The sequence below is a fragment of the Bradyrhizobium sp. CCGUVB1N3 genome, from assembly GCF_024199925.1.
Lineage (GTDB): Bacteria > Pseudomonadota > Alphaproteobacteria > Rhizobiales > Xanthobacteraceae > Bradyrhizobium.
In genome coordinates this window covers 1,680,529-1,699,996 of sequence record NZ_JANADR010000001.1, presented here as the reverse complement: position 1 = coordinate 1,699,996, position 19,468 = coordinate 1,680,529, and the positions used below count along the sequence as shown (strand labels likewise).

Annotated in this window: 15 protein-coding genes and 2 pseudogenes; 13 read left to right on the top strand and 4 right to left on the bottom strand. The window is 61.5% G+C overall.

From position 1 onward, the window contains the following. The first annotated feature begins 1 nt into the window (after position 1). From NLM33_RS08000 to NLM33_RS07980, 5 genes are all read left to right on the top strand, one after another. Positions 2–529 (top strand): YcnI family protein, encoded by a 528-nt coding sequence (locus NLM33_RS08000; RefSeq protein ID WP_254095550.1) that lies wholly within the window; start codon positions 2–4, stop codon positions 527–529. Further along, complete coding sequence (locus NLM33_RS07995) at positions 529–2,091, top strand: CopD family protein (protein ID WP_254095549.1); 1,563 nt, start codon at positions 529–531, stop codon at positions 2,089–2,091. Before NLM33_RS08000 ends, NLM33_RS07995 begins: the two co-directional genes overlap by 1 nt. Positions 2,092–2,265: 174 nt before the next feature. Further along, positions 2,266–3,585 carry a proline--tRNA ligase gene (gene proS / locus NLM33_RS07990; RefSeq protein WP_254095548.1) on the top strand — a complete coding sequence of 440 codons (1,320 nt, stop codon included), beginning with the start codon at positions 2,266–2,268 and terminating at the stop codon, positions 3,583–3,585. 74 nt (positions 3,586–3,659) lie between these two features. Continuing rightward, entirely contained in the window at positions 3,660–4,940 is a 1,281-nt protein-coding gene (locus NLM33_RS07985) for a lipoprotein-releasing ABC transporter permease subunit (protein ID WP_254095547.1), read from the top strand. A gap of 4 nt (positions 4,941–4,944) precedes the next feature. After that, complete coding sequence (locus NLM33_RS07980; protein ID WP_371930109.1) at positions 4,945–5,646, top strand: ABC transporter ATP-binding protein; 702 nt, start codon at positions 4,945–4,947, stop codon at positions 5,644–5,646. 129 nt (positions 5,647–5,775) lie between these two features. Here NLM33_RS07980 and NLM33_RS07975 read toward each other — a convergent pair. Next, positions 5,776–6,855 (bottom strand): annotated as a pseudogene (locus tag NLM33_RS07975) (zinc-binding dehydrogenase). A 113-nt stretch (positions 6,856–6,968) separates the two neighbouring features. On the opposite strand from NLM33_RS07975, the gene NLM33_RS07970 reads away from it, so the two are divergent. Then, positions 6,969–7,742, top strand: a complete 774-nt coding sequence (locus tag NLM33_RS07970; RefSeq protein WP_254095545.1) for a helix-turn-helix transcriptional regulator — start codon at positions 6,969–6,971, stop codon at positions 7,740–7,742. On the opposite strand, the gene NLM33_RS07965 is transcribed toward NLM33_RS07970, so the two are convergent. After that, on the bottom strand, positions 7,739–7,954 hold the full coding sequence (locus NLM33_RS07965) for an Lrp/AsnC ligand binding domain-containing protein (protein ID WP_371929916.1): 216 nt from the start codon (positions 7,952–7,954) through the stop codon (positions 7,739–7,741). The genes NLM33_RS07970 and NLM33_RS07965 overlap by 4 nt on opposite strands. 264 nt (positions 7,955–8,218) lie before the next feature. Between NLM33_RS07965 and NLM33_RS07960 the strand changes: the two genes are divergently transcribed. The 4 genes from NLM33_RS07960 to NLM33_RS07945 are packed head-to-tail and all read left to right on the top strand — an operon-like array spanning position 8,219 to position 13,129. After that, a complete protein-coding gene (locus NLM33_RS07960) occupies positions 8,219–9,694 on the top strand; it encodes an ABC transporter substrate-binding protein (RefSeq protein ID WP_254095544.1) in 1,476 nt (491 codons plus the stop codon). Between the two features lie 9 nt (positions 9,695–9,703). After that, positions 9,704–10,861 (top strand): carbohydrate ABC transporter permease, encoded by a 1,158-nt coding sequence (locus NLM33_RS07955; RefSeq protein ID WP_254095543.1) that lies wholly within the window; start codon positions 9,704–9,706, stop codon positions 10,859–10,861. After that, positions 10,858–12,042, top strand: coding sequence for a carbohydrate ABC transporter permease (locus NLM33_RS07950; protein WP_254095542.1), 1,185 nt, complete (start codon positions 10,858–10,860; stop codon positions 12,040–12,042). The genes NLM33_RS07955 and NLM33_RS07950 overlap by 4 nt, the downstream gene beginning before the upstream one ends. A gap of 4 nt (positions 12,043–12,046) precedes the next feature. Further along, positions 12,047–13,129: an ABC transporter ATP-binding protein gene (locus NLM33_RS07945; protein WP_254095541.1), complete on the top strand. Its 1,083-nt coding sequence runs from the start codon at positions 12,047–12,049 to the stop codon at positions 13,127–13,129. Positions 13,130–13,256: 127 nt separating this feature from the next. Here NLM33_RS07945 and NLM33_RS07940 read toward each other — a convergent pair whose 3' ends face one another. After that, complete coding sequence (locus tag NLM33_RS07940; protein ID WP_254095540.1) at positions 13,257–13,886, bottom strand: hypothetical protein; 630 nt, start codon at positions 13,884–13,886, stop codon at positions 13,257–13,259. Between the two features lie 197 nt (positions 13,887–14,083). After that, on the bottom strand, positions 14,084–15,136 hold the full coding sequence (locus NLM33_RS07935) for a transporter (RefSeq protein ID WP_254095539.1): 1,053 nt from the start codon (positions 15,134–15,136) through the stop codon (positions 14,084–14,086). Positions 15,137–15,479: 343 nt separating this feature from the next. On the opposite strand from NLM33_RS07935, the gene NLM33_RS07930 reads away from it, so the two are divergent. The 3 genes and pseudogenes from NLM33_RS07930 to NLM33_RS49580 all read left to right on the top strand — a co-directional run. Continuing rightward, positions 15,480–18,161, top strand: coding sequence for an arylsulfatase (locus NLM33_RS07930; RefSeq protein WP_254095538.1), 2,682 nt, complete (start codon positions 15,480–15,482; stop codon positions 18,159–18,161). 390 nt (positions 18,162–18,551) lie between these two features. Then, complete coding sequence (locus tag NLM33_RS07925; protein ID WP_254095537.1) at positions 18,552–19,055, top strand: DUF2721 domain-containing protein; 504 nt, start codon at positions 18,552–18,554, stop codon at positions 19,053–19,055. A gap of 97 nt (positions 19,056–19,152) precedes the next feature. Continuing rightward, a pseudogene (locus NLM33_RS49580) lies at positions 19,153–19,404 on the top strand (hypothetical protein); the annotation flags it as partial. Positions 19,405–19,468 lie beyond the last annotated feature (64 nt).

Genomic DNA, 19,468 nt, shown 5'->3' with positions numbered 1-19,468 from the left:
AATGCGAACAGGTTTGATTTACGCCACCACGATGGCCGCATGCGTGTTGGCGGGCACGTCCGCAAGCGCGCATATCTCGCTGGAGACCAAGCAGGCGATGGCCGGCGCGTCCTACAAGGCCGTGTTCGCCGTACCGCATGGCTGCGCCGGCTCGCCGACGGTGAAGATCCGCGTGCAGATTCCTGAAGGCGTCATCGCCGTGAAGCCGATGCCGAAGGCCGGCTGGAGCGTCGACGTCGTCGAGGGCAAGTACACCGGCGAATACGATTACCACGGCAACAAGGTCTCGTCCGGGCCGAAGGAAGTGGTGTGGTCGGGCGGCAAGCTGCCGGATCACAACTATGATGAGTTCGTGATCAGCACGTTTCTCACCGACAGCCTGAAGCCGAACACGATGCTGTATTTCCCGGTCGTGCAGGAATGCGAGAAGGGCGTCAGCCGCTGGATCGAGATCCCCGCGGAGGGGGCGACCCCTTCGCATGAGGGCAAATCGCCGGCGCCTGGCGTGAAGCTGCTGCCAAAGCCCTGATGCGCGTCCTCGCCGCGCTCGCGACGCTGCTGGTCTGCATCGGCTTTGTGACCGGTGCGTCGGCGCATGCGGCGCTGGTCTCGGTCGAGCCGGCCAACGGCAGCATCGTTGCGAGCGCGCCGAAGAGCGTCGAGCTGCGCTTCAACGAGGCGGTGACGCCCGGCGCGATCCGGCTGATCGACGGGACCGGAAAGGCGCGCGACGAGGCCCGCGTCAGCGTGTCCGGCGAGACCATTTCGATCGCGGTACCGCAGGTTCTCCCGCAGGGCACGGTGGTCGTCAGCTATCGCGTGATCTCGCAGGATGGCCATCCCGTCGCGGGATCGGTCATGTTCTCGATCGGCGCGCCGTCCGCGACGCAAGTTCCCGCGGCCGCCGATGGCGGTGTGAACGCGCTGATCTGGCTGACGCGGATAGGGCTCTATCTCGGGCTCTTCGCGGGCGTTGGCGGCGTGTTCTTTGCGGTTTGGATCGCGCGATCGACGAATGGCATGCTTGTGCCGCGTGCTGCGCTTGTCGTGGGCGCGCTGAGTGCGTTCGTCTCGCTTCCCCTGTTGGGGCTCGATCTCCTCGGTCTGTCGCTCACCGCACTTCTGACGTCCGCGCCCTGGACGATTGCATTCACGACGAGTGCCGGCCCCGCGCTTCTGATCGCGATCGCCGCCATGCTGGCCGCCGGAGTCGCGCTGTGTGGAGGGCAGGGTGCGCGCGTTCTCTCGGCCATCGCGCTCACCGGCGTCGGCCTGTCGCTCTCCAGCACCGGCCACGCCGCGACTGCTCCGCCGGAAGCGCTGACGCGGCCGGCGATCTTTCTCCATGGCCTCGGCATCACATTCTGGATGGGCGCACTGGCGCCGCTGGCCGTTCTGATGTCGAGACCGACGGCCGCCACACTGCCGATCCTGAGCCGGTTCTCGCGCGTTGCCCTGCCGGTCGTCGCCATCCTGGCGCTGACCGGCCTGGCGCTGGCTGTCATTCAGCTCGAGAGCTTTGTTGCTTTGGTCGAGACCAAATACGGCATCATCCTCTCGATCAAGCTCGCGCTCGTCGCCGCGCTGCTGGCGCTTGCCGCGATCAACCGCTTTCGCCTCACACCGGCGCTGGCCAAGAACCTCAAGGCAGCCTCCGCTCTCAGGCGCTCGATCCTGGCCGAATGCGCGCTTGCGCTTGCCGTCTTCGCCGTCGTCGCCGGTTGGCGCTTTACGCCGCCGCCGCGCACGATCGTCCCGGAGGCACCGCTTGCGATCCATATCCACGGTGAGAAGGCGATGTTCCAGGTCCTGGTATCGCCCGGTAAGGCGGGCACCGACGATTTCGTCCTCCAGCTCATGACAGAGGAGGCGACGCCTCTCCAGGCCAAGGAAGCGACGCTGACCCTGAGCCTGCCGGAGCGCGGCATCGAGCCGATCGAATACGATGCCGAGCTCGGCACTGACGGCTACTGGCACGTGCGCAAGGTCGAGCTGCCGTTCGCCGGCCGCTGGCATGTGCGCATCGATGCGCTGGTGACCGATTTCGAGAAGATCACGCTCGAGGACGAGGTCGAGGTCGCGCCGCGTTGAGGGCTTCGCCTCCGGGTTCCGAAACGGCCGCCTGCGTGTTCAAGCAGGACATCAAGGAAACAGAAAAATGACAGGAATTTCGTCACGTTAGCGCGTTTTCTTCATTCCCGGCCTTGTGTTTTCGCTCCCAATCCGGTTTCACTGCAACCCCTCACTGATTCTTCGAGTGTATCCATGCGGTTGTCCCGGTTCTTTCTGCCCATCCTGAAAGAAAATCCGAAAGAGGCGGAGATCGTCTCGCATCGCCTGATGCTGCGCGCAGGCATGATCAGGCAGGAGGCCGCGGGCATCTATGCCTGGCTGCCGCTCGGCTTCCGCGTGCTCAAGAAGATCGAGCAGATCGTGCGCGAGGAGCAGGATCGCTCGGGCGCGATCGAGGTGCTGATGCCGACCTTGCAGCTTGCCGATCTCTGGCGCGAGAGCGGCCGCTACGATGCCTATGGTCCGGAGATGCTGCGCATCGCCGACCGCCACAAGCGCGAGCTCCTGTACGGGCCGACCAACGAGGAAATGATCACCGAGATCTTCCGCGCCTATGTGAAGTCGTACAAGAACCTGCCGCTCAATCTCTATCATATTCAATGGAAATTCCGCGACGAGCAGCGTCCGCGCTTCGGCGTGATGCGCGGTCGCGAATTCCTGATGAAGGATGCCTATTCCTTCGATCTCAACGAGGCAGCCGCGCGCGTCGCCTACAACAAGATGTTCGTCGCGTACTTGCGCACCTTCGCGCGGATGGGGCTGAAGGCGATCCCGATGCGTGCCGAGACCGGCCCGATCGGCGGCGATCTCAGCCACGAGTTCATCGTGCTCGCCGAGACCGGCGAGTCCGGCGTCTTCATCAATCGCGACGTGCTCGATCTGCCGGTGCCGGGCGAGGACGTCGACTACGAGAGCGATCTGACGCCGATCATCAAGCAGTGGACCTCGGTCTATGCCGCGACCGAAGACGTGCACGATGCCGCGCGCTTCGAGCAGGAGGTGCCCGAAGCCAAGCGGCTGAACACCCGCGGCATCGAGGTCGGCCAGATCTTCTATTTCGGTACCAAATATTCCGAGCCGATGAAGGCGACGGTGGCGGGGCCCGACGGCGTCGACGTACCGATCCACGGCGGCTCCTACGGCGTCGGCGTCTCGCGCCTGGCCGGTGCCATCATCGAGGCCTGTCATGACGAGGCCGGCATCAAATGGCCGGAAGCCGTGGCGCCGTTCCGGGCCGTCGTGCTCAATCTCAAGCAGGGCGATGCTGCCGTCGATGCGGCCTGCGAGAAGCTCTATGCCGAACTCCAGGCTAAGGGCGTCGACGTGCTTTACGACGATACCGACCAGCGCGCCGGTGCCAAGTTCGCCGCGGCCGACCTGATCGGCATCCCCTGGCAGATCATGATCGGGCCGAAGGGGCTCGCCGACGGCAAGGTCGAGATCAAGCGGCGCGCCGATGGCTCGCGCGAGACCATGTCGCCGGCCGACGCGGTCGCGCGCCTGACCGGTTGAATATTATCCACCGCGCCATCTGCGGGGCAGGCAATCCGGCCACATTTGACCCCGAATCATGGGATTATCGAGCGATGGATGAGACCATGACCGAGCCTGTGCAAACCGCGCCCTTCGCGCCGTTCGAATGGATGTTGTCGGCGCGCTACTTGCGGGCGCGCCGCAAGGAAGGATTCATCTCGGTCATCGCCGGGTTCTCCTTCCTCGGCATCATGCTTGGCGTCGCCACGCTGATCATCGTGATGGCCGTCATGAACGGCTTCCGCAAGGAGCTGCTCGACAAGATCCTCGGCCTCAACGGCCACATCCTGGTGCAGCCGCTGGAATCGCCGCTGACCGACTGGAAGGATGTCGCCGAGCGCATCAGCCAGGTCGACGGCGTGCGGCTCGCCGCCCCCGTGGTCGACGGCCAGGCGTTGGCCTCATCGCCGTTCAATGCCTCCGGCGTCTTGGTGCGCGGCATCCGCGCCGATGATCTGAACAACCTCACCTCGATCGCCAAGAACATCAAGCAGGGCTCGATCGAGAATTTCGACGAAGGGCAGGGCGTGGCGATCGGCCGGCGGCTCGCCGACCAATTGTCGCTGCATGCCGGCGACAGCGTGACACTGGTCGCGCCGAAGGGCGCGGTCACGCCGATGGGCACGACGCCGCGGATCAAGCCCTACAAGATCGTCGCGGTGTTCGAGATCGGCATGTCCGAATATGACGCCGGCTTCGTCTTCATGCCGCTTCCGGAAGCACAGGCCTATTTCAACCGCAACAACGATGTCACCGCGATCGAGGTGTTCACCACCAATCCCGATCGCATCGACGCGTTTCGCAAGGCGGTGACGGAAGCCGCCGGCCGCCCGGTGTTCCTGGTCGACTGGCGGCAGCGCAACTCGACCTTCTTCAATGCGCTCCAGGTCGAGCGCAACGTGATGTTCCTGATCCTCACCATGATCGTGCTGGTGGCCGCGCTCAACATCGTGTCCGGCCTGATCATGCTGGTGAAGGACAAGGGCAGCGACATCGCGATCCTGCGCACGATGGGCGCCTCGCAAGGCTCGATCATGCGGATATTCCTGATCACGGGCGCCTCGATCGGCGTGGTCGGCACGCTTGTCGGCTTCTTCGTCGGCCTTGTCATCTGCCTCAATATCGAATCGATCCGGCAGTTCCTGTCCTGGCTCACCAGCACGGAATTGTTCTCGCCGGAGCTGTATTTCCTGTCCCGCCTGCCTGCCGAGATCGATGTCGGCGAGACCACGGCGGTGGTCATCATGGCGCTGACGCTGTCGTTCCTTGCGACGCTCTACCCGTCCTGGCGCGCCGCGCGTCTCGATCCCGTCGAAGCGCTCCGGTACGAGTGAGGGGCTGATGGAGCAGGGGGCGGAAGATGTACCGGTCATTTATCTCCACGAGATAAAGCGGCAGTACGTGCAGGGCGAGAACGTGCTGACCATCCTGGACGGTGCCAAGCTCGCGCTGTGGCCCGGACAGTCGGTGGCGCTCGTGGCGCCGTCGGGTTCGGGCAAGTCGACGCTGCTGCATATCGCGGGCCTGCTCGAGGCGCCCGATTCCGGTGAGGTCTATGTCGGGGGCTCCCCGACCTCGCAACTGCCCGACATCGAGCGCACACAGCTTCGCCGCACCGAGATCGGCTTCGTCTACCAGTCGCACCGGCTGCTGCCTGAATTCTCGGCGCTGGAGAACGTCATGCTGCCGCAGATGATCCGCGGCCTGAAGCGCTCCGAGAGCGTCAACCGTGCCAAGGAGATCCTGTCCTATCTCGGGCTCGGCGACCGCATCACCCATCGACCGGCCGAGCTGTCGGGTGGCGAGCAGCAGCGCGTCGCGATCGCACGCGCGGTCGCCAACGCGCCGCGCGTGCTGTTTGCGGACGAGCCGACCGGCAACCTCGATCCCGGTACCGCCGAGCACGTGTTCCAGGCCCTGATGCAGCTCGTCAAGGCGACCCAAGTCTCGATGCTGATCGCGACCCACAACATGGAGCTCGCCGGCCGCATGGATCGGCGGGTGTCGCTTTCCAACGGCCAGGTTGTCGAGCTCGACTAAAATCTCGAAAACAACCCCATGCAAAGTAGCCGGCGGCCGCCGGCTCGCGTCTTGCGGATTTTGCGAAGCCGATTGACGCGTCGGGCAAATCAGCGGCACTATGCCATCATCGTTGCACGCGGGGATGGGCTACGGCCGGATCACCGTCATCTTGAACGGGCCGGCATGGGCGGCGGCGTGCGCGACGGCCTCGTTGGCTTGGTCGAGATCGAACGCCGTCGTCTCGTAGTGATCGAGCCGAAGCAGCCCGGCGCGCACGAGCGCGATCAGGCGGACCGCCGCATCGGGCGGATACATCCAGACGCCATGGATGGTGACGCAATTGCGCATGACCCAGGGGTAGGGCAGCTCCAGCCCGGGTCCACCGGCCATGCCGACGCCGCCCATCAGCACGACGCGGCCGTAGGCGCGCACCGTCATGATCGCAGCGCGCACCACCGTGGGACTGACCGAGGGCGGCATGATGTCGAACACGCAATCGATCGGCGCGGGTGCGGCGCGCTTCATCTGCTCGCGGTCGTCGCTCTCGTTGCCGGAGAGCTTCACGGGCCTCACGCGCGCGCCGAAACGCCGCACGAGATCGGCGAGGATCTTTTCGTTGCGCCCCGGCGCCACGACGCAGGCTGCGCCCATGGCGAGCGCCACGGCCACGGCGGCGCTGCCGAAATTGCCGGTGGCGCCGCTGACCAGCACGGTCTCGCCGGCTTTGACATTCGCTGCGAGGAAGCCGCCATAGGGCACCAGCATGGTGCCGAGCGCGCATCATTGCGTGGCCTCGACGGAGGTGATCTCGCCGAGCCGCTTCGCGTTCTCCGTTGGCACGCGCATCTGCTCGGCGAACGAGCCGTGACGGAAGTGCTTTTGCAGCTTCATGCCGCCCTCGTCGCGGGCGCTCAGCGCCTGCAGGGTGATGTCGGGCGACAGTGCGTCGTCGCGGGAGCGCACGGTCGGATCGCAAAACACCCAATCGCCGACCGCAAGCCTGGTCGCATCCGGTCCGATGGCGCGGACACGGCCGATGCCGCCGGGGCCCGGGATCACGGGAAGGTCAAGCGCGTAATTGCGCGCGCCGCTGAAGACCTCGTTCAGGTACGGCAGCACGCGGGTGGCGACGACGTCGACGATGACCTCACCGGTGCCGAGCACGGGAGCGGGGACATCCTCGATGACGAGTGGTGTTCCCAGGGATTTGAGGACGGCGGCTTTCATGATGTTCACCTCATATTCGAATAGAGGCGCATATGCGCCTGCCTTGAAGGCGCATGAAGGCCTGGTATTATCCTAGTATTATGGAGGCCCTGCGTAACAGGCGGAGAGAGATCGTGGCCGATCCCCGGCGTGTCGAATTCGGCGACTTCCTGCGCTCGCGCCGTGAGAAGCTGACGCCGAAATCCGTCGGCCTTCCCGCAGGACCCAGGCGGCGCACGGCGGGGCTGCGGCGCGAGGAGGTGGCGCAGCTCGCAGGCATCGGCGTCGACTGGTACATCCGCCTCGAGCAGGGTCGCACCGTGAGCCCGTCGGTCACCACGATCGATGCGCTGGCTAGGGCGTTACGTCTGAGCAAGACTGAGTATGCGCATCTGAAGGCGCTGGCGCGCGACGGCGCGAGGGGCGCGTTCACGCGCGAGGTCGTGCCGCCGCCCATTCGGCGGATGATCGAGAGCCTGGATCAGCCAGCTTACGTCACCGGGCGGCGCTGGGACGTGCTGGCCTGGAATGATGCAGCCGAGGAGGTCTTTGCGTTCGGACGGCTGCATGAGGAGGATCGCAACACGCTGCTCCTCATGATGACCAACAAGCAGACGCGAAAATCTTACGGTGCGAGCTGGGCGGAAGTGGCCAAGGGCATGGTGGCGATGTTTCGTGCCACCCACGACGTCTGGGCAGGCGATCCCGCATTCGCCGAATTGCTGGTACGGCTGCGGCAGGGCAGTCCGGAGTTCGTCAAATGGTGGGAGGCGCACGAGATCCGCAGCACCATCTCGGGCCGCAAGACCATGTCTCATCCCACTAAGGGCGTGCTGCATTTCGAGCACACGAGTTTTCAGGCCAATGACGATCCGGCGTTGAAGCTCGTCATCTACACGCCGGTCTAGCTTCCCAAGGGCCGGGCGTCAGCATCTGAGGGCCGAGCGGACCGGCTGTGGCGGATGCCTGGAATGCGATAGCGCTTTTCACGCAGGAAGCGCTCGTAGCCCGCGGTGCCTTCGACCGCCACCTTCACGAGGTAATCGCAATCGCCGGTGGTAAGATAGGCTTCGATGACTTCGGGAAAATCGGCAAGCAGTTGTCCGAGACGTGCCAGCACTTCCTCAATGGCGGTTGGTTGGCCAGTTGCCGATGAAGGAGGCCCAGGTTGGCGGCGAGGTCGAGGACCATTTCCCGGCGGCCGCGATGCTGATGACCTGCACTCGGTCTTGCTGCGCTTGCACACCAGCTCCAGGCCGGCAGGACAGCGCGCCAATCACCATATTAAGAATGCACAGGCTTTTCCGGACAGCGAAATGCTGTAGGCTACGAATTGCGTGGGCTCAGGCTCGGCACTTCAATCAAATGTACACGGGAGGGACCTATGGACATTCGAAAGCTTGCGGCAACTGCCGCGTCGGCTGTCGCCTTGTGCGGGTGGTCGGGCATCGCCGGTGCCGGCCAGTATGACGGCATCACGATTAACATCCTGACGCGCCCGGGACCCGTCATCGCCGGCGCAGTGTCCCAGCGCGGCAAGGAATTCGAGAAGCTGACGGGCGCCAAGATCATCGTCAATGAAGTGCCGTATGCTGAGATCTTCCCGAAGGTGCAGCAGGACTGGTCCACGGGAACGAATTCCATCGATGTTGCGGTCTTCGCCGCCGGCTGGGGCGTCGAGCTCGCGGCGGCTGGGCTGCTCGAAAATCTCGATCCCTACATAGAGAAGGACAAGAAGATCGACCTCCAGGACATCGCCCCCTATTTCCGCGAATTTGCCCAGAAGATCGGCGGGCATACGATGGTGATCCAGGTCGATGGCGACTTCCAAATGGTCTATTACCGGAAGGACATCCTGGAGAAAAACAATCTGCAGCCGCCCAAGACCTGGGACGACTATCTCGCCATCGCCAAGGCAATCAACGGCCAGGATATGAGCGGCGACGGCAAGCCAGGCTATGGCTCCTGCATCTTCAAGAAGCGGAACGCGCAGAGCTATTTCGCTGTACAGACGATCGCTTCGACGTTCGTTCAGACTCAGGGGACGGCCCAAGGCTTTCAGTTCGAAAACGCCACAATGAAGCCCCTTGTCAACAATGCCGGCTGGAAGAAGGCCTTTGAACTCTACAAAGAGACAAGCAAATATGGACCGCCTGAAGAACTAAATATGGACATCGGCGACACCCGTTCCTTGTTCAAGTCGGGCCGATGCGGCCTCCTGATCGAATGGGGCGATCCGGGCCCGCTCCAGCTCGAAGACGACGCAAAGGTGATCAAGAACAAGCTCTACGCCACCAATGTGGGTTCGAAGGAAGTTTTGGACCGCAAGACCGGCAAGCTTGTTCCTGTCAGCAAAGAGTCTGCACCGAATGCTATCGACGGCATCAACTATGCTCCGTTCTCCGCCTTTGGCGGCTGGGGCGGCGTCGTCAACGCCAAGTCGGACCCGAAGGTAAAGCAGGCGGCCTACGACTTCTTGTCGTTCATAAGTCAGAAAGAGCAATCCAACGTCGATGTGACCATGGGCTGGACAGGCTTCAACCCATACCGCCTCAGCCAGCTCAAGAGCACGGACCTTTGGGTGAAATCCGGCATGGATGAGGGCCTTGCCAAAAACTACATGGGCGCCATCAACGATGCCCTCAACAACCCCAACATGTCTTCGGACCTCAAGATCCCCGGTGCGCAGCAGTACACCGGGGTCGTTCTCGACACCGAGCTGGCGCGCTATATGGCTGGCGAGATCACCGTGGACGAGGCCTTGAAGAACATTGAGGCCGGTTGGGAAAAGATCACCAAGGACTTCGGCCGCGACGAGCAGATCAAGCAGATGGCACTCGCTATCGGACCTGCAAAGTGAGCGAGCCTGATGTCTGATGGGACCGCTACGAGCCAGCCGGGGATTTCCCCGGCTGGACTTTCTCGGGGTGAAAGCTGGGGCGAGTGGTTTGACCGCCATTCGAGAACGTTCTTCATCGCCCCGGCTGTGACACTTGTCCTGCTCTTTGCGATCTTCCCGACCTTCTACACAATCGTCTTTGCGATCAGTCATGTCAGGTTCTCGGCCACCGGTCTCAAATTCCGGACGGTCTGGTTCGAGAACTTCGCGGCCCAATTTACCGGCAACCAGCAGGTTCACTTCCTCGGCCGCTTCACCAGCATGAGCATCGCCGGCTGGGTATTCAGCCTCGTGGTTGCTGGCGCTCTGCTGTGGTGGCTCTATCGCGCCGCCGTCAGGGGAACCACCTGGGTCGGCCTGGCCGGACGGTTGATCAGCGCTGCCATGGCTATGTTCATTGCGCTTCTATTCGCCGCCACCCTGCTCTCCGGCAATCAGTGGGGCACGCTGCTCAATACCCTGTTCTATGTCGTCGTCGGCTGCTCCATCCAGTTCGTCATCGGCCTGATGCTGGCGTTCCTGTGCTCGCAGCCCGTCATCGGCAAGAATTTCTTCCGCATCCTGTTCTTCATCCCGCTCATGATCACCCCGCTCGGGGTGGGCTATGCCTTCAAGATGATTCTGGACGTGACCAAAGGTCCGTTCCAGCCCTTCTGGCAATTGGTCGGTCTCGGGAATTGGGCGTGGTCAACCGATGCCTGGGCCGCCCGCTGGTTTGTTGTCCTGGGGGACTCCTGGCAATGGATCCCCTTCATGTTCATCGTTCTGCTCGCCGCTCTGGAGAACGTGCCCAAGGATCATGTCGAGGCCGCCCAGGTCGATGGCGCCTCCAGTTTCCAGATCTTCCGCGAAATCACCTGGCCGCAGATTCTTCCAGTCGCTGCAACCGTCATGCTCATTCGTATGATCGAGGCGTTCAAAATCGTGGATCTGCCAAACATCATGACAGCCGGAGGGCCCGGGATCGCAACCGAGTCAATGACACTGCATTCTCTGTTTCTTTGGCGCGCCAATAACATGGGTGATTCTGCTGCCGTGGCATATCTTCTCCTGATATTGACCGTCGTCGTGTGCTCCTCGTTCTTCAATTATGTGGTTCTCAAACGGTTACGCAAGGCGCGGGCATGAGCGGGGCGACTTACAAGATTTCCAGGGAGGACCGGTCCTTCAGACAGCGGCTGTTCGAGCCGCCTGCCGTGGGCAAGATGTCCCTCATGGCCAACCTTTTGGCCTGGGCCATCCTGTTGTTTTGGTCGCTGTTCGTGCTCTTTCCGATCTACTGGGTGGTCATAACGGCCTTCAAGGATGCCGCGACCGTCAATAACGGACCGTTCTTTATCCCTTTTGTCGATTTCCAACCGACGCTAAAGGGCTGGACTGCGCAATTCGCAACAGACCCCTATTGCGATGCCTATTCCGTCGGCCGCCAGCTTTTCCTGCTGGTCTACAATCTGTTCGCCTTCATTGTTTCGCCGATTATCAAGATCGAAAAAATGGAGCCGCAGATTTGCAAGGTCTACCTGGCCTATACGAATTCCTTTGTGATCAGTTTCGGCGCCACCGCGCTTTGCATTGCGGTCGGATCCATGGCTGCCTACGCACTGGCGCGCATTAGCTACAAGCCGAAGTTCGGGAACATCGTGGTGTTTGTGCTGCTGGCCCTCTCGGCCATCGTCGCTTCGAATTATTTCGATGTTCATTGGACGATTTCAGGCTCCATTGCCCTCGCCCTGTTTTTCCTTCTTGCCCGCAGTTTAGGGCGGCGTTTCAAGTCCACGCTCGGAAATGACGACATTCTGTTCTGGATCGTATCTCAACGCATATTGCCACCGATCGTTGTCATTATTCCGGTCTACATGATGTTTCAGTCGGTCCGCATGATCGACACGCACTTCGCGCTTATCATCGTCTATGCGGTAGCCAATCTGCCAATCGTCGTTTGGCTCATGCATGACTTTTTCGCGAATCTTCCCGTTGAACTGGAGGAATCGGCACAACTCGATGGCTCATCACGCTTCGAAATATTTTGGGACATCGTGTTGCCCTTGACCCGTCCGGGGCTTGCTGCAACCACCCTGCTGACGCTTATTCTCAATTGGAACGAGTATCTCTTTGCGATCTTCCTCACGACCGCTCGAGCCCAGACCATGCCGATCATGGTTGCCGCCAAGAACACGGGCGAGCGGGGCATTCTTTGGTGGGAGATGTGCGCCATTATCATGATCATGATCCTTCCGGTGATCATCATGGCTGTCGTGTTGCAGCGATATATCGCCAAAGGCGTCTTGCTTGGCGCGGTCAAGGGATGAGCGGATGAACAAGACGATTTCAGGCGCCGCTCGCCAGGTCCCGGTCCGTTTCGACAAAGTGCGGAAATATTTCGGTACCGTGAAGGTACTCGAGGAATTCAATCTAGACATCGCGCCGGGCGAATTCCTGGTGCTGCTCGGCGCTTCCGGCTCAGGAAAGACCACCGCGCTCCGCATTCTCTCCGGCCTCGAGACGGCCACCGCCGGCCGCGTGCTGATCGGCGACCGCGATGTTACCGACATCTTGCCGAAATACCGCGACATCTCGATGGTGTTTCAGTCCTACGCGCTCTACCCGCACAAGACCGTGGCCGAGAACATCGGCTTTCCGCTCAAGGTTCGCCGCGTTCCCGAAGCTGAGCGTACCGCCGCGATCAAGGAGGCTGCCGCTCAGGTTCAACTCCAGACCCTACTCGACCGCTACCCCCGAGAGCTATCCGGAGGCCAGCGTCAGCGGGTTGCTCTGGCTCGGGCCATCATCCGCCGCCCGTCGGTGTTTCTCATGGATGAGCCGCTTTCAAATCTCGATGCCAAGCTTCGTGGTCACATGCGCGCCGAACTGAAACACATGCAGCAGTCGCTAGGCATCACGACAATCTATGTCACTCACGACCAGATTGAAGCCATGACCCTGGCCCACCGGGTCGCGATTCTGGAAAAGGGAGTTCTGCAGCAGCTCGATACGCCGGTGAACACGTACAACGATCCTGCCAATCTGTTCGTCGCCCAATTCATCGGCTCACCGCCTATGAACATCATCCATGGGGCTCTGGACGGTAGGGCCTTCATGGGCCACGGAGCCCAGCTGATGTCACCGGTGTCGGGCAAGATCGCCAAGGCCGTCCTCGGCGTGCGGCCTGAAGACTGTACGATCGTTGAGCACGACAAGGGCGATCTGAAGGGCGAAATTTACGCCAACGAGCTGATCGGCGACCACACGCTTGTGACGGTCAAAGACGAAAATGACTTCATCGCCGTGAAGGCCCCCAAGCAGTTTGCCGGCAGGCAAGGCGAGCGCATCGGTGTCTCGCTGACGCCGTCACGCACATTCGTTTTTGATGCTGAGAGTGGTCTACGTGTGCGCTGAGCGGACTCCACCCGCAAGGATACCATCGCATTGATGATCAATATCTTGCGGATCAAGATCTGAGTAGGTGTTTTTGGAATAACCCGCCACGCAGCGGGACCGGCCTCACTGAGGCCGGCGGCTTTCGCTACTGCTTCTTTCGATTCTTGCTGGCGCCTCTGAGCGGCGGCGCGGGTGACGTTGCACTCGCCGTGTCCGTCAACTGAATGCAGGTGAGCAGATCGACATAGCTTTGCATTCCGCCCGAGCTAGCCTCCCCCTCGCATGCGTCGCGGACAGCCGGCTTGGTCGTCGACCATACTGTGCCGAGTTGCTGTTGCGCCGCTGTTTCGTCGCGCATGCAATCGGCAACACTCTGCGCCAGCACCAACCCCATGGCCTTGTCCGTTTCGGACGTCGCCTTGCAGAGCGCCTCGACCTTCAATTCGGGAACACGATCGGATACAGGTATGGTCGGAAGGCTTCCAAGGATTGCAAGTGAGAATAGGATGGCGTTCATCTTTGTCTCCATTCCTAGAACTGCACTGGTTATGCCGGCAGGGTTGACCAATTGACCCGGGATTGTTCGGGTCGGCACGATCGAACAGGTCCTGTCGTAGCTGACTTCGAGCAGCCTCGCTCCATCGGCTCCTGTGCCGAGAGTGGCCGAAAGCGAGATTGCGAAATACTCCCTCAAAAGGCGATCGAAGGTAGATTGCGGCTCGCCCGTACCGGAACCCTCGCCGCGGAGATCTTCAGGCCCACATCGTTGCGTCATGACCTGCCTCCTGCGGCAGCGCATACGAATGCGTTTCTTTCTCCTTTTAGAATGGGAGCCGCCACGCGCGGTCTTGATCTAACGCAAAGCGAGTCGAACTTTTTTCGAGGAGACGCGGAACGCTGTCGGCTTGAGCACCAATCAGAGCTGACGAGGGGCTGCGACCCAAAACGCGCGACTGCGTGTTTGGGAAGTTGTTATTTCGTGATCACGTGCTTGGTTGGCGTGACCGCTGGAGGCGGCGCGGGCGGCGAGATGACGAAGGTCACCCACGCGTTCCAGCCCTCGGGCCGGTTTTCGGCGGCGAATTCCTTGTAGCCCTTGAAGTTCAGATAACCCTGCATGTCGCCGACCGGGAAGATAAATCCTATCTGCGGGCCGATGCCACCAACCCTCGAGCGGAAGCAGCCGACGCGGTCGCCGGAGCCACTATCGCAGCCGAGCTGCTGGTAGACGTATCCGACGAGCCCGACTTGAACCTGCTTGGTCAAGAATTGCGATGCGCCCCAATCGAAGTGCATGTCCACGCCATTCTGATACTGGGTATCCGTGTTCTTGAAATTGTAGGTGAAACCGAGCACGCCCGAAATTTCGTGTCCGGTCTGCGGATTGAAATAGGTGTAACCGCCGCCGGCGTCGATCGCCCCGTGTCCGATCCCGATATTGGCAAGGCGTGTTGGGCTATAAGCGCCGACCGGGATGTCTCCCGTGACATAAGTCATGTAGTTGTGCACGCCGGCATTCCACCGCAGTGAAAATTGCGGGATCAGATCGCCAAAGCCCATGATGGAGTCGCTGATGGAGTCGAAGCGCGAGAAGGGGATTGAGCCGCCCGGCGTCGAAAGCGTGCCGGTCAGCAGGCCGGCGAGCGAGGTGCTGTTGGCGCCATAGAGCCCCAACAGCCCGACGGCCGCCTGTCCACCCAGCACCGGCGTGGCAAAGACGTAGGTCGCGTTCAGCAAGCCGAGGTCTACATTGGCGTTGAGGTTGGCGTTCAACGTCGCCGTCAGGTTTGCGGGGAAGCGGCCGATCGTGATCTCTCGCGCCCGCGCGACGTCACCGCCGGCGGATACCGATGTGTGATAATAGATTGCGGCAACCGACAGCCCGGGCTGCTGTGGCGTGGCTGCGAGGCTGCCGTACAGGCCGGGAATCCAGAAGCTCACTCCACCTTCATCTGCCAACGCTGTCGACGGCGCCGATACAATTGCTGCAAATGCAGCAGCGACACATGCTTTCGTCACTCTCATGGTGATCCCCTTCTTCGTTAAACCACGAGTCGCGCTCACACGCCGAATGCAAGTGCAGACAATCTAGCAGCCTCGCCGCACGCGGCTATGGTACAGTTGCAACAACTGGAGTCGTTTGCAGCAGGTTGTGATCGAAAGAACACAACGTCGCTCGTTTGCGGTATTCGGCTGCGGAGTCACCTTGCGTACTACACAATCCGATACCGCTGGTCGGCGCGTCGCTCCCGTCGAACCCCTCACTATTCCGGAGTAACCACTTTGGAGTGGGTTGATCTGGGTCAACATCTGCGGTTCCGAAGGCTCCTCAAATTGCGCGCGTCCGCGTATCGCCGAGGATTTTGCAATGAATATTCGCAAGACCTTTGTCGCGCTGATCCTGACATCAGCATTGTCTGCTCCCGCGAACGCGCAGCAAGCACAACAAGGTGCGCCACCGCCCGGATCTCCCGCCGCGACGATCACGATTCCGGGCGATCAGCTTCCGCCCCCGCCACAAAAATTCGGCGGCAAGATCGAACGCGACGCCAGGGAGTCGAAACCATATTGGCCGTCGCGCGTCGTGCCGCCGAAAGGCGCGCCGAATGTTTTGCTGATCATCACCGATGATGCCGGCTATGGCGTGCCGAGCACCTTTGGCGGCGTGATCCCGACGCCTGCGCTCGACCGCATCGCACAGAACGGGCTGCGCTACACCAATTTCCACTCAACGGCGCTGTGCTCGCCGACGCGCGCCGCGCTGATCACCGGGCGCAATCATCATTCGGTCGGCTATGGCGTGGTCGCCGAACAGGCGACCGGTTATCCCGGCTATGACAGCGTCATCACGAAGGATAAGGCGACGATCGGCCGGATTCTGACGGACAACGGCTATCGCACCGCCTGGTTCGGCAAGAACCACAACACACCTGAATACCAGTCGAGCCAGGCCGGTCCGTTCGACCAGTGGCCGACCGGCATGGGCTTCGAATATTTCTACGGCTTCATGGGTGGTGACACTAACCAATGGGAGCCGGGCAATCTGGTTCGCAACACCACGCCAATCTATCCCTTCCAAGGAAAGCCCGGCTGGAATCTGGTCACCGCGATGGCGGACGAGGCGATCGATTATGTGAATCGGATGAACGCGCTGTCGCCGGACACGCCGTTCTTCGTGAAATTCGCTCCCGGCGCAACCCACGCGCCGCACCACCCGACGCCGGAGTGGGTCAAGAAGATCAGCGACATGCATCTGTTCGACCAGGGTTGGAACAAACTGCGCGACACGATCTTCGAGAACCAGAAGCGGCTCGGCGTCATTCCGCAGAATGCAAAGCTAACGCCGTGGCCGAAGGATCTGATCAAGGAATGGGATCAGCTTTCGGCCGACGAGAAGAAGCTCTTTGTCCGCCAGGCCGAAGTCTTTGCCGCGTTTGCCGCCTACGCCGACAATGAAATCGGTCGGGTGATCCAGTCCATTCAGGATATGGGCAAGCTTGACAACACGATGATCATCTACATCGAGGGCGACAACGGAACGAGCGCGGAAGGCCAGCCGAACGGTACGCCTAACGAAGTGGCGATGTTCAACCAGATCAACCCGTCGGTCGAGGATCAGCTCAAGTACTTCTACGACGTCTGGGGTACTGACCGCACCTACAACCACATGTCGATCGGCTGGGCCTGGGCGTTCGACACGCCGTTCTCCTGGACCAAGCAGATTGTGTCCCACTTCGGCGGCACGCGCCAGGGCATGGCGATCTCCTGGCCGGCGGTGATCAAGGACAAGGGTGGCATCCGGACTCAGTTTCACCACGTCATCGATATCGTGCCGACCATCCTTGAGGCGGCTCAGATCAAGCAGCCGGAATTCGTCGATGGCATCAAGCAGAGTCCGATCGAGGGCGTCAGCATGATGTACACGTTCGATGCCAGTAAGGCGAACGCACCATCCACCCACACGACGCAGTATTTCGAGATGTTTGCGGATCGCGCCATCTACAATGACGGTTGGATCGCGAGCACCAAGGTCCTGCGTCCGCCGTGGGTGACGATTGCGAAACTGCCGAGCCCGCAGGATTACCCATGGGAGCTCTATGATCTCCGCAACGACTGGACGCAGGCAGAGGACGTCGCGGCCAAGTATCCGGACAAGCTGAAGGAACTGCAGGCGCTGTTCTGGAAGGAGGCGGAGAAATACCAGGTGCTGCCGCTCGATTCATCGGTGGCCGCCCGGCTGGTCACGCCGCGTCCGAGCCTGAGCGCGGGCCGCACGAGCTTTGCGTGGACGCGGCCGCTGACCGGCACGCCCAATGGCGATGCGCCGAGCCTGCTCAACTCGTCCTACACCTTCAAGGCCGATGTGGACATTCCGCAGGGAGGCGCCGAGGGCATGCTGGTGACACAAGGCGGCCGCTTCGCCGGTTATGGCCTCTATCTCCTGAAGAACAAGCCCGTGTTCACGTGGAATCTCGTCGACCTCAAGCGCGTGCGCTGGGAGGGGCCGGAGTTGACGCCCGGCAAGCACGTAATCGAGTTCGACTTCAGATATGACGGTCTCGGCGCTGCCACCATGGTGTTCGGAAACTATAGCGGCATCGGACAGGGCGGTACCGGCACGCTGAAAGTCGACGGCAACGCCGTGGCCACGGAGAAGATGGAACACACGCTTCCTCTCATATTGCAATGGGACGAGGCGTTCGACATCGGCTCCGACACCGGCACGCCGGTCGACGACAACGACTATCAGGCGCCGTTCGCCTTCACCGGCAAGATCAACAGGATCGCGCTGGACATCGATCGGCCAAAGCTGAGCCCGGAGGACGTCAAGCGGCTGCAGGAGGCCGCGCGTGCGGCCGGCGACGGTCCGTCGGCGGACGACGGAAAAATGGCATCGGCCGTACCACAAGTCGGCACTGTCGGCCTGAGCCTGGTCGATAAGGTCCAGCTCCGAATCGACAAGCGCGAGGGGTGTCGCAAGCAGGCCGAGGCGCAGGGGCTCGGCATGGCGGACCGCGTCAAGTTCGTCCAGCAATGTGTCCAGAAGTGACGCGAGTGCGCCAGAATGCGCATCCAATCAACGAGGGCTGGCTTTGCCTGCCCTCGTCTCGATGAGAGCCTGTGGATGTAATCGGCTTCGGTCGGCTATTCTCGCGATGCCGCGAATTGGAGGTGTTGATGACAAATAATCGTCGGACATGCGTGCGGAGTCTTGTGCTGGCTGGTGCGCTGGCTCTCGGCGGAACTTCCTTGCAAGCCGCCGAAGAGACGGTACAGAGCATGCTCGCCGCCCAAATCCGCTCGCAGGGATTTGCGTGCGACAAGGCTCTCGGCGCAGGCAAGGATGCAAAGCGTTCCAGGCCCGATCATGCGGTCTGGGTGCTTAGATGCAGCAACGCGAGTTACCGCGTGAGCCGCGCTCCTGATATGGCTGCGAAGGTTGAGCCTCTTCGATGACCAAGCTTGCATCGGCACATCGGCGGCTCGAGACATGCAGAGTGTAGTCGACTTGATTCCAGTGACGCCGTCGATCGACCAACTCGGCCGTATCATCGCCAGCGTGGCGGCGCCAGCCTTCCTGCTTGGCGCCGTCGCGGCTTTCATTTCCGTGCTGATCTCCAGGATTAACCGGGTGATCGACCGGTCGCAGTTCATCCACGGTATTCCCGAAAGTGATGCGTCGAGGTCGTTTCTCAAGGCCGATCTGCCGCGGCTCCGCCAGCGAGCAGTCTTTCTCAACCGGTCCCTGTACTGCGCCGTGATAGCGGCGATCTTGACGGCCCTGATAGTCATCATCGCCTTTGTCAGCGCGCTGCTGCACTTTGCGCACGAATATGGCGTCGCGATCCTGTTCATGGCGGCCATGGTGATGTTCTGCGCGTCGTTGATCGATCTCGCGCGCGAGACGAGAATCGCGCTCCACGACAACGACCTGCGCATATAATCCAGACGATAGAGGTCGCCCGGATCGGTAGTTGGATGTGGCAAAAGGCTCCGGAAAGAACCGCAAGCGCCAGAAGGCCCGCGCTGGCCCGCGTCCGATGCGGGCTCTCGACACGTCGCAACCAGACCAGGCTCCTACCCGCAAGACGCTCCCTTGGCTGGCGATCTGCGCCAGCCTGCTGATGCTGATGATGGCCGGGGCGATCTACAGGTTCGCGACTTCGGACGTTCCTATCCAGCCGCATCAGGCTGCCGAACTGAACTTCGCCGGCAGCCACACCTGCGCCGGATGCCATCAGACCGAGGCAAGGCTCTGGCAGAACTCGCAGCACCGCCGCGCCATGGATCACGCCACCGATCAATCCGTGCGGGGCGATTTCAACGATGCGACGTTCCAATATGCCGGCACGCGCT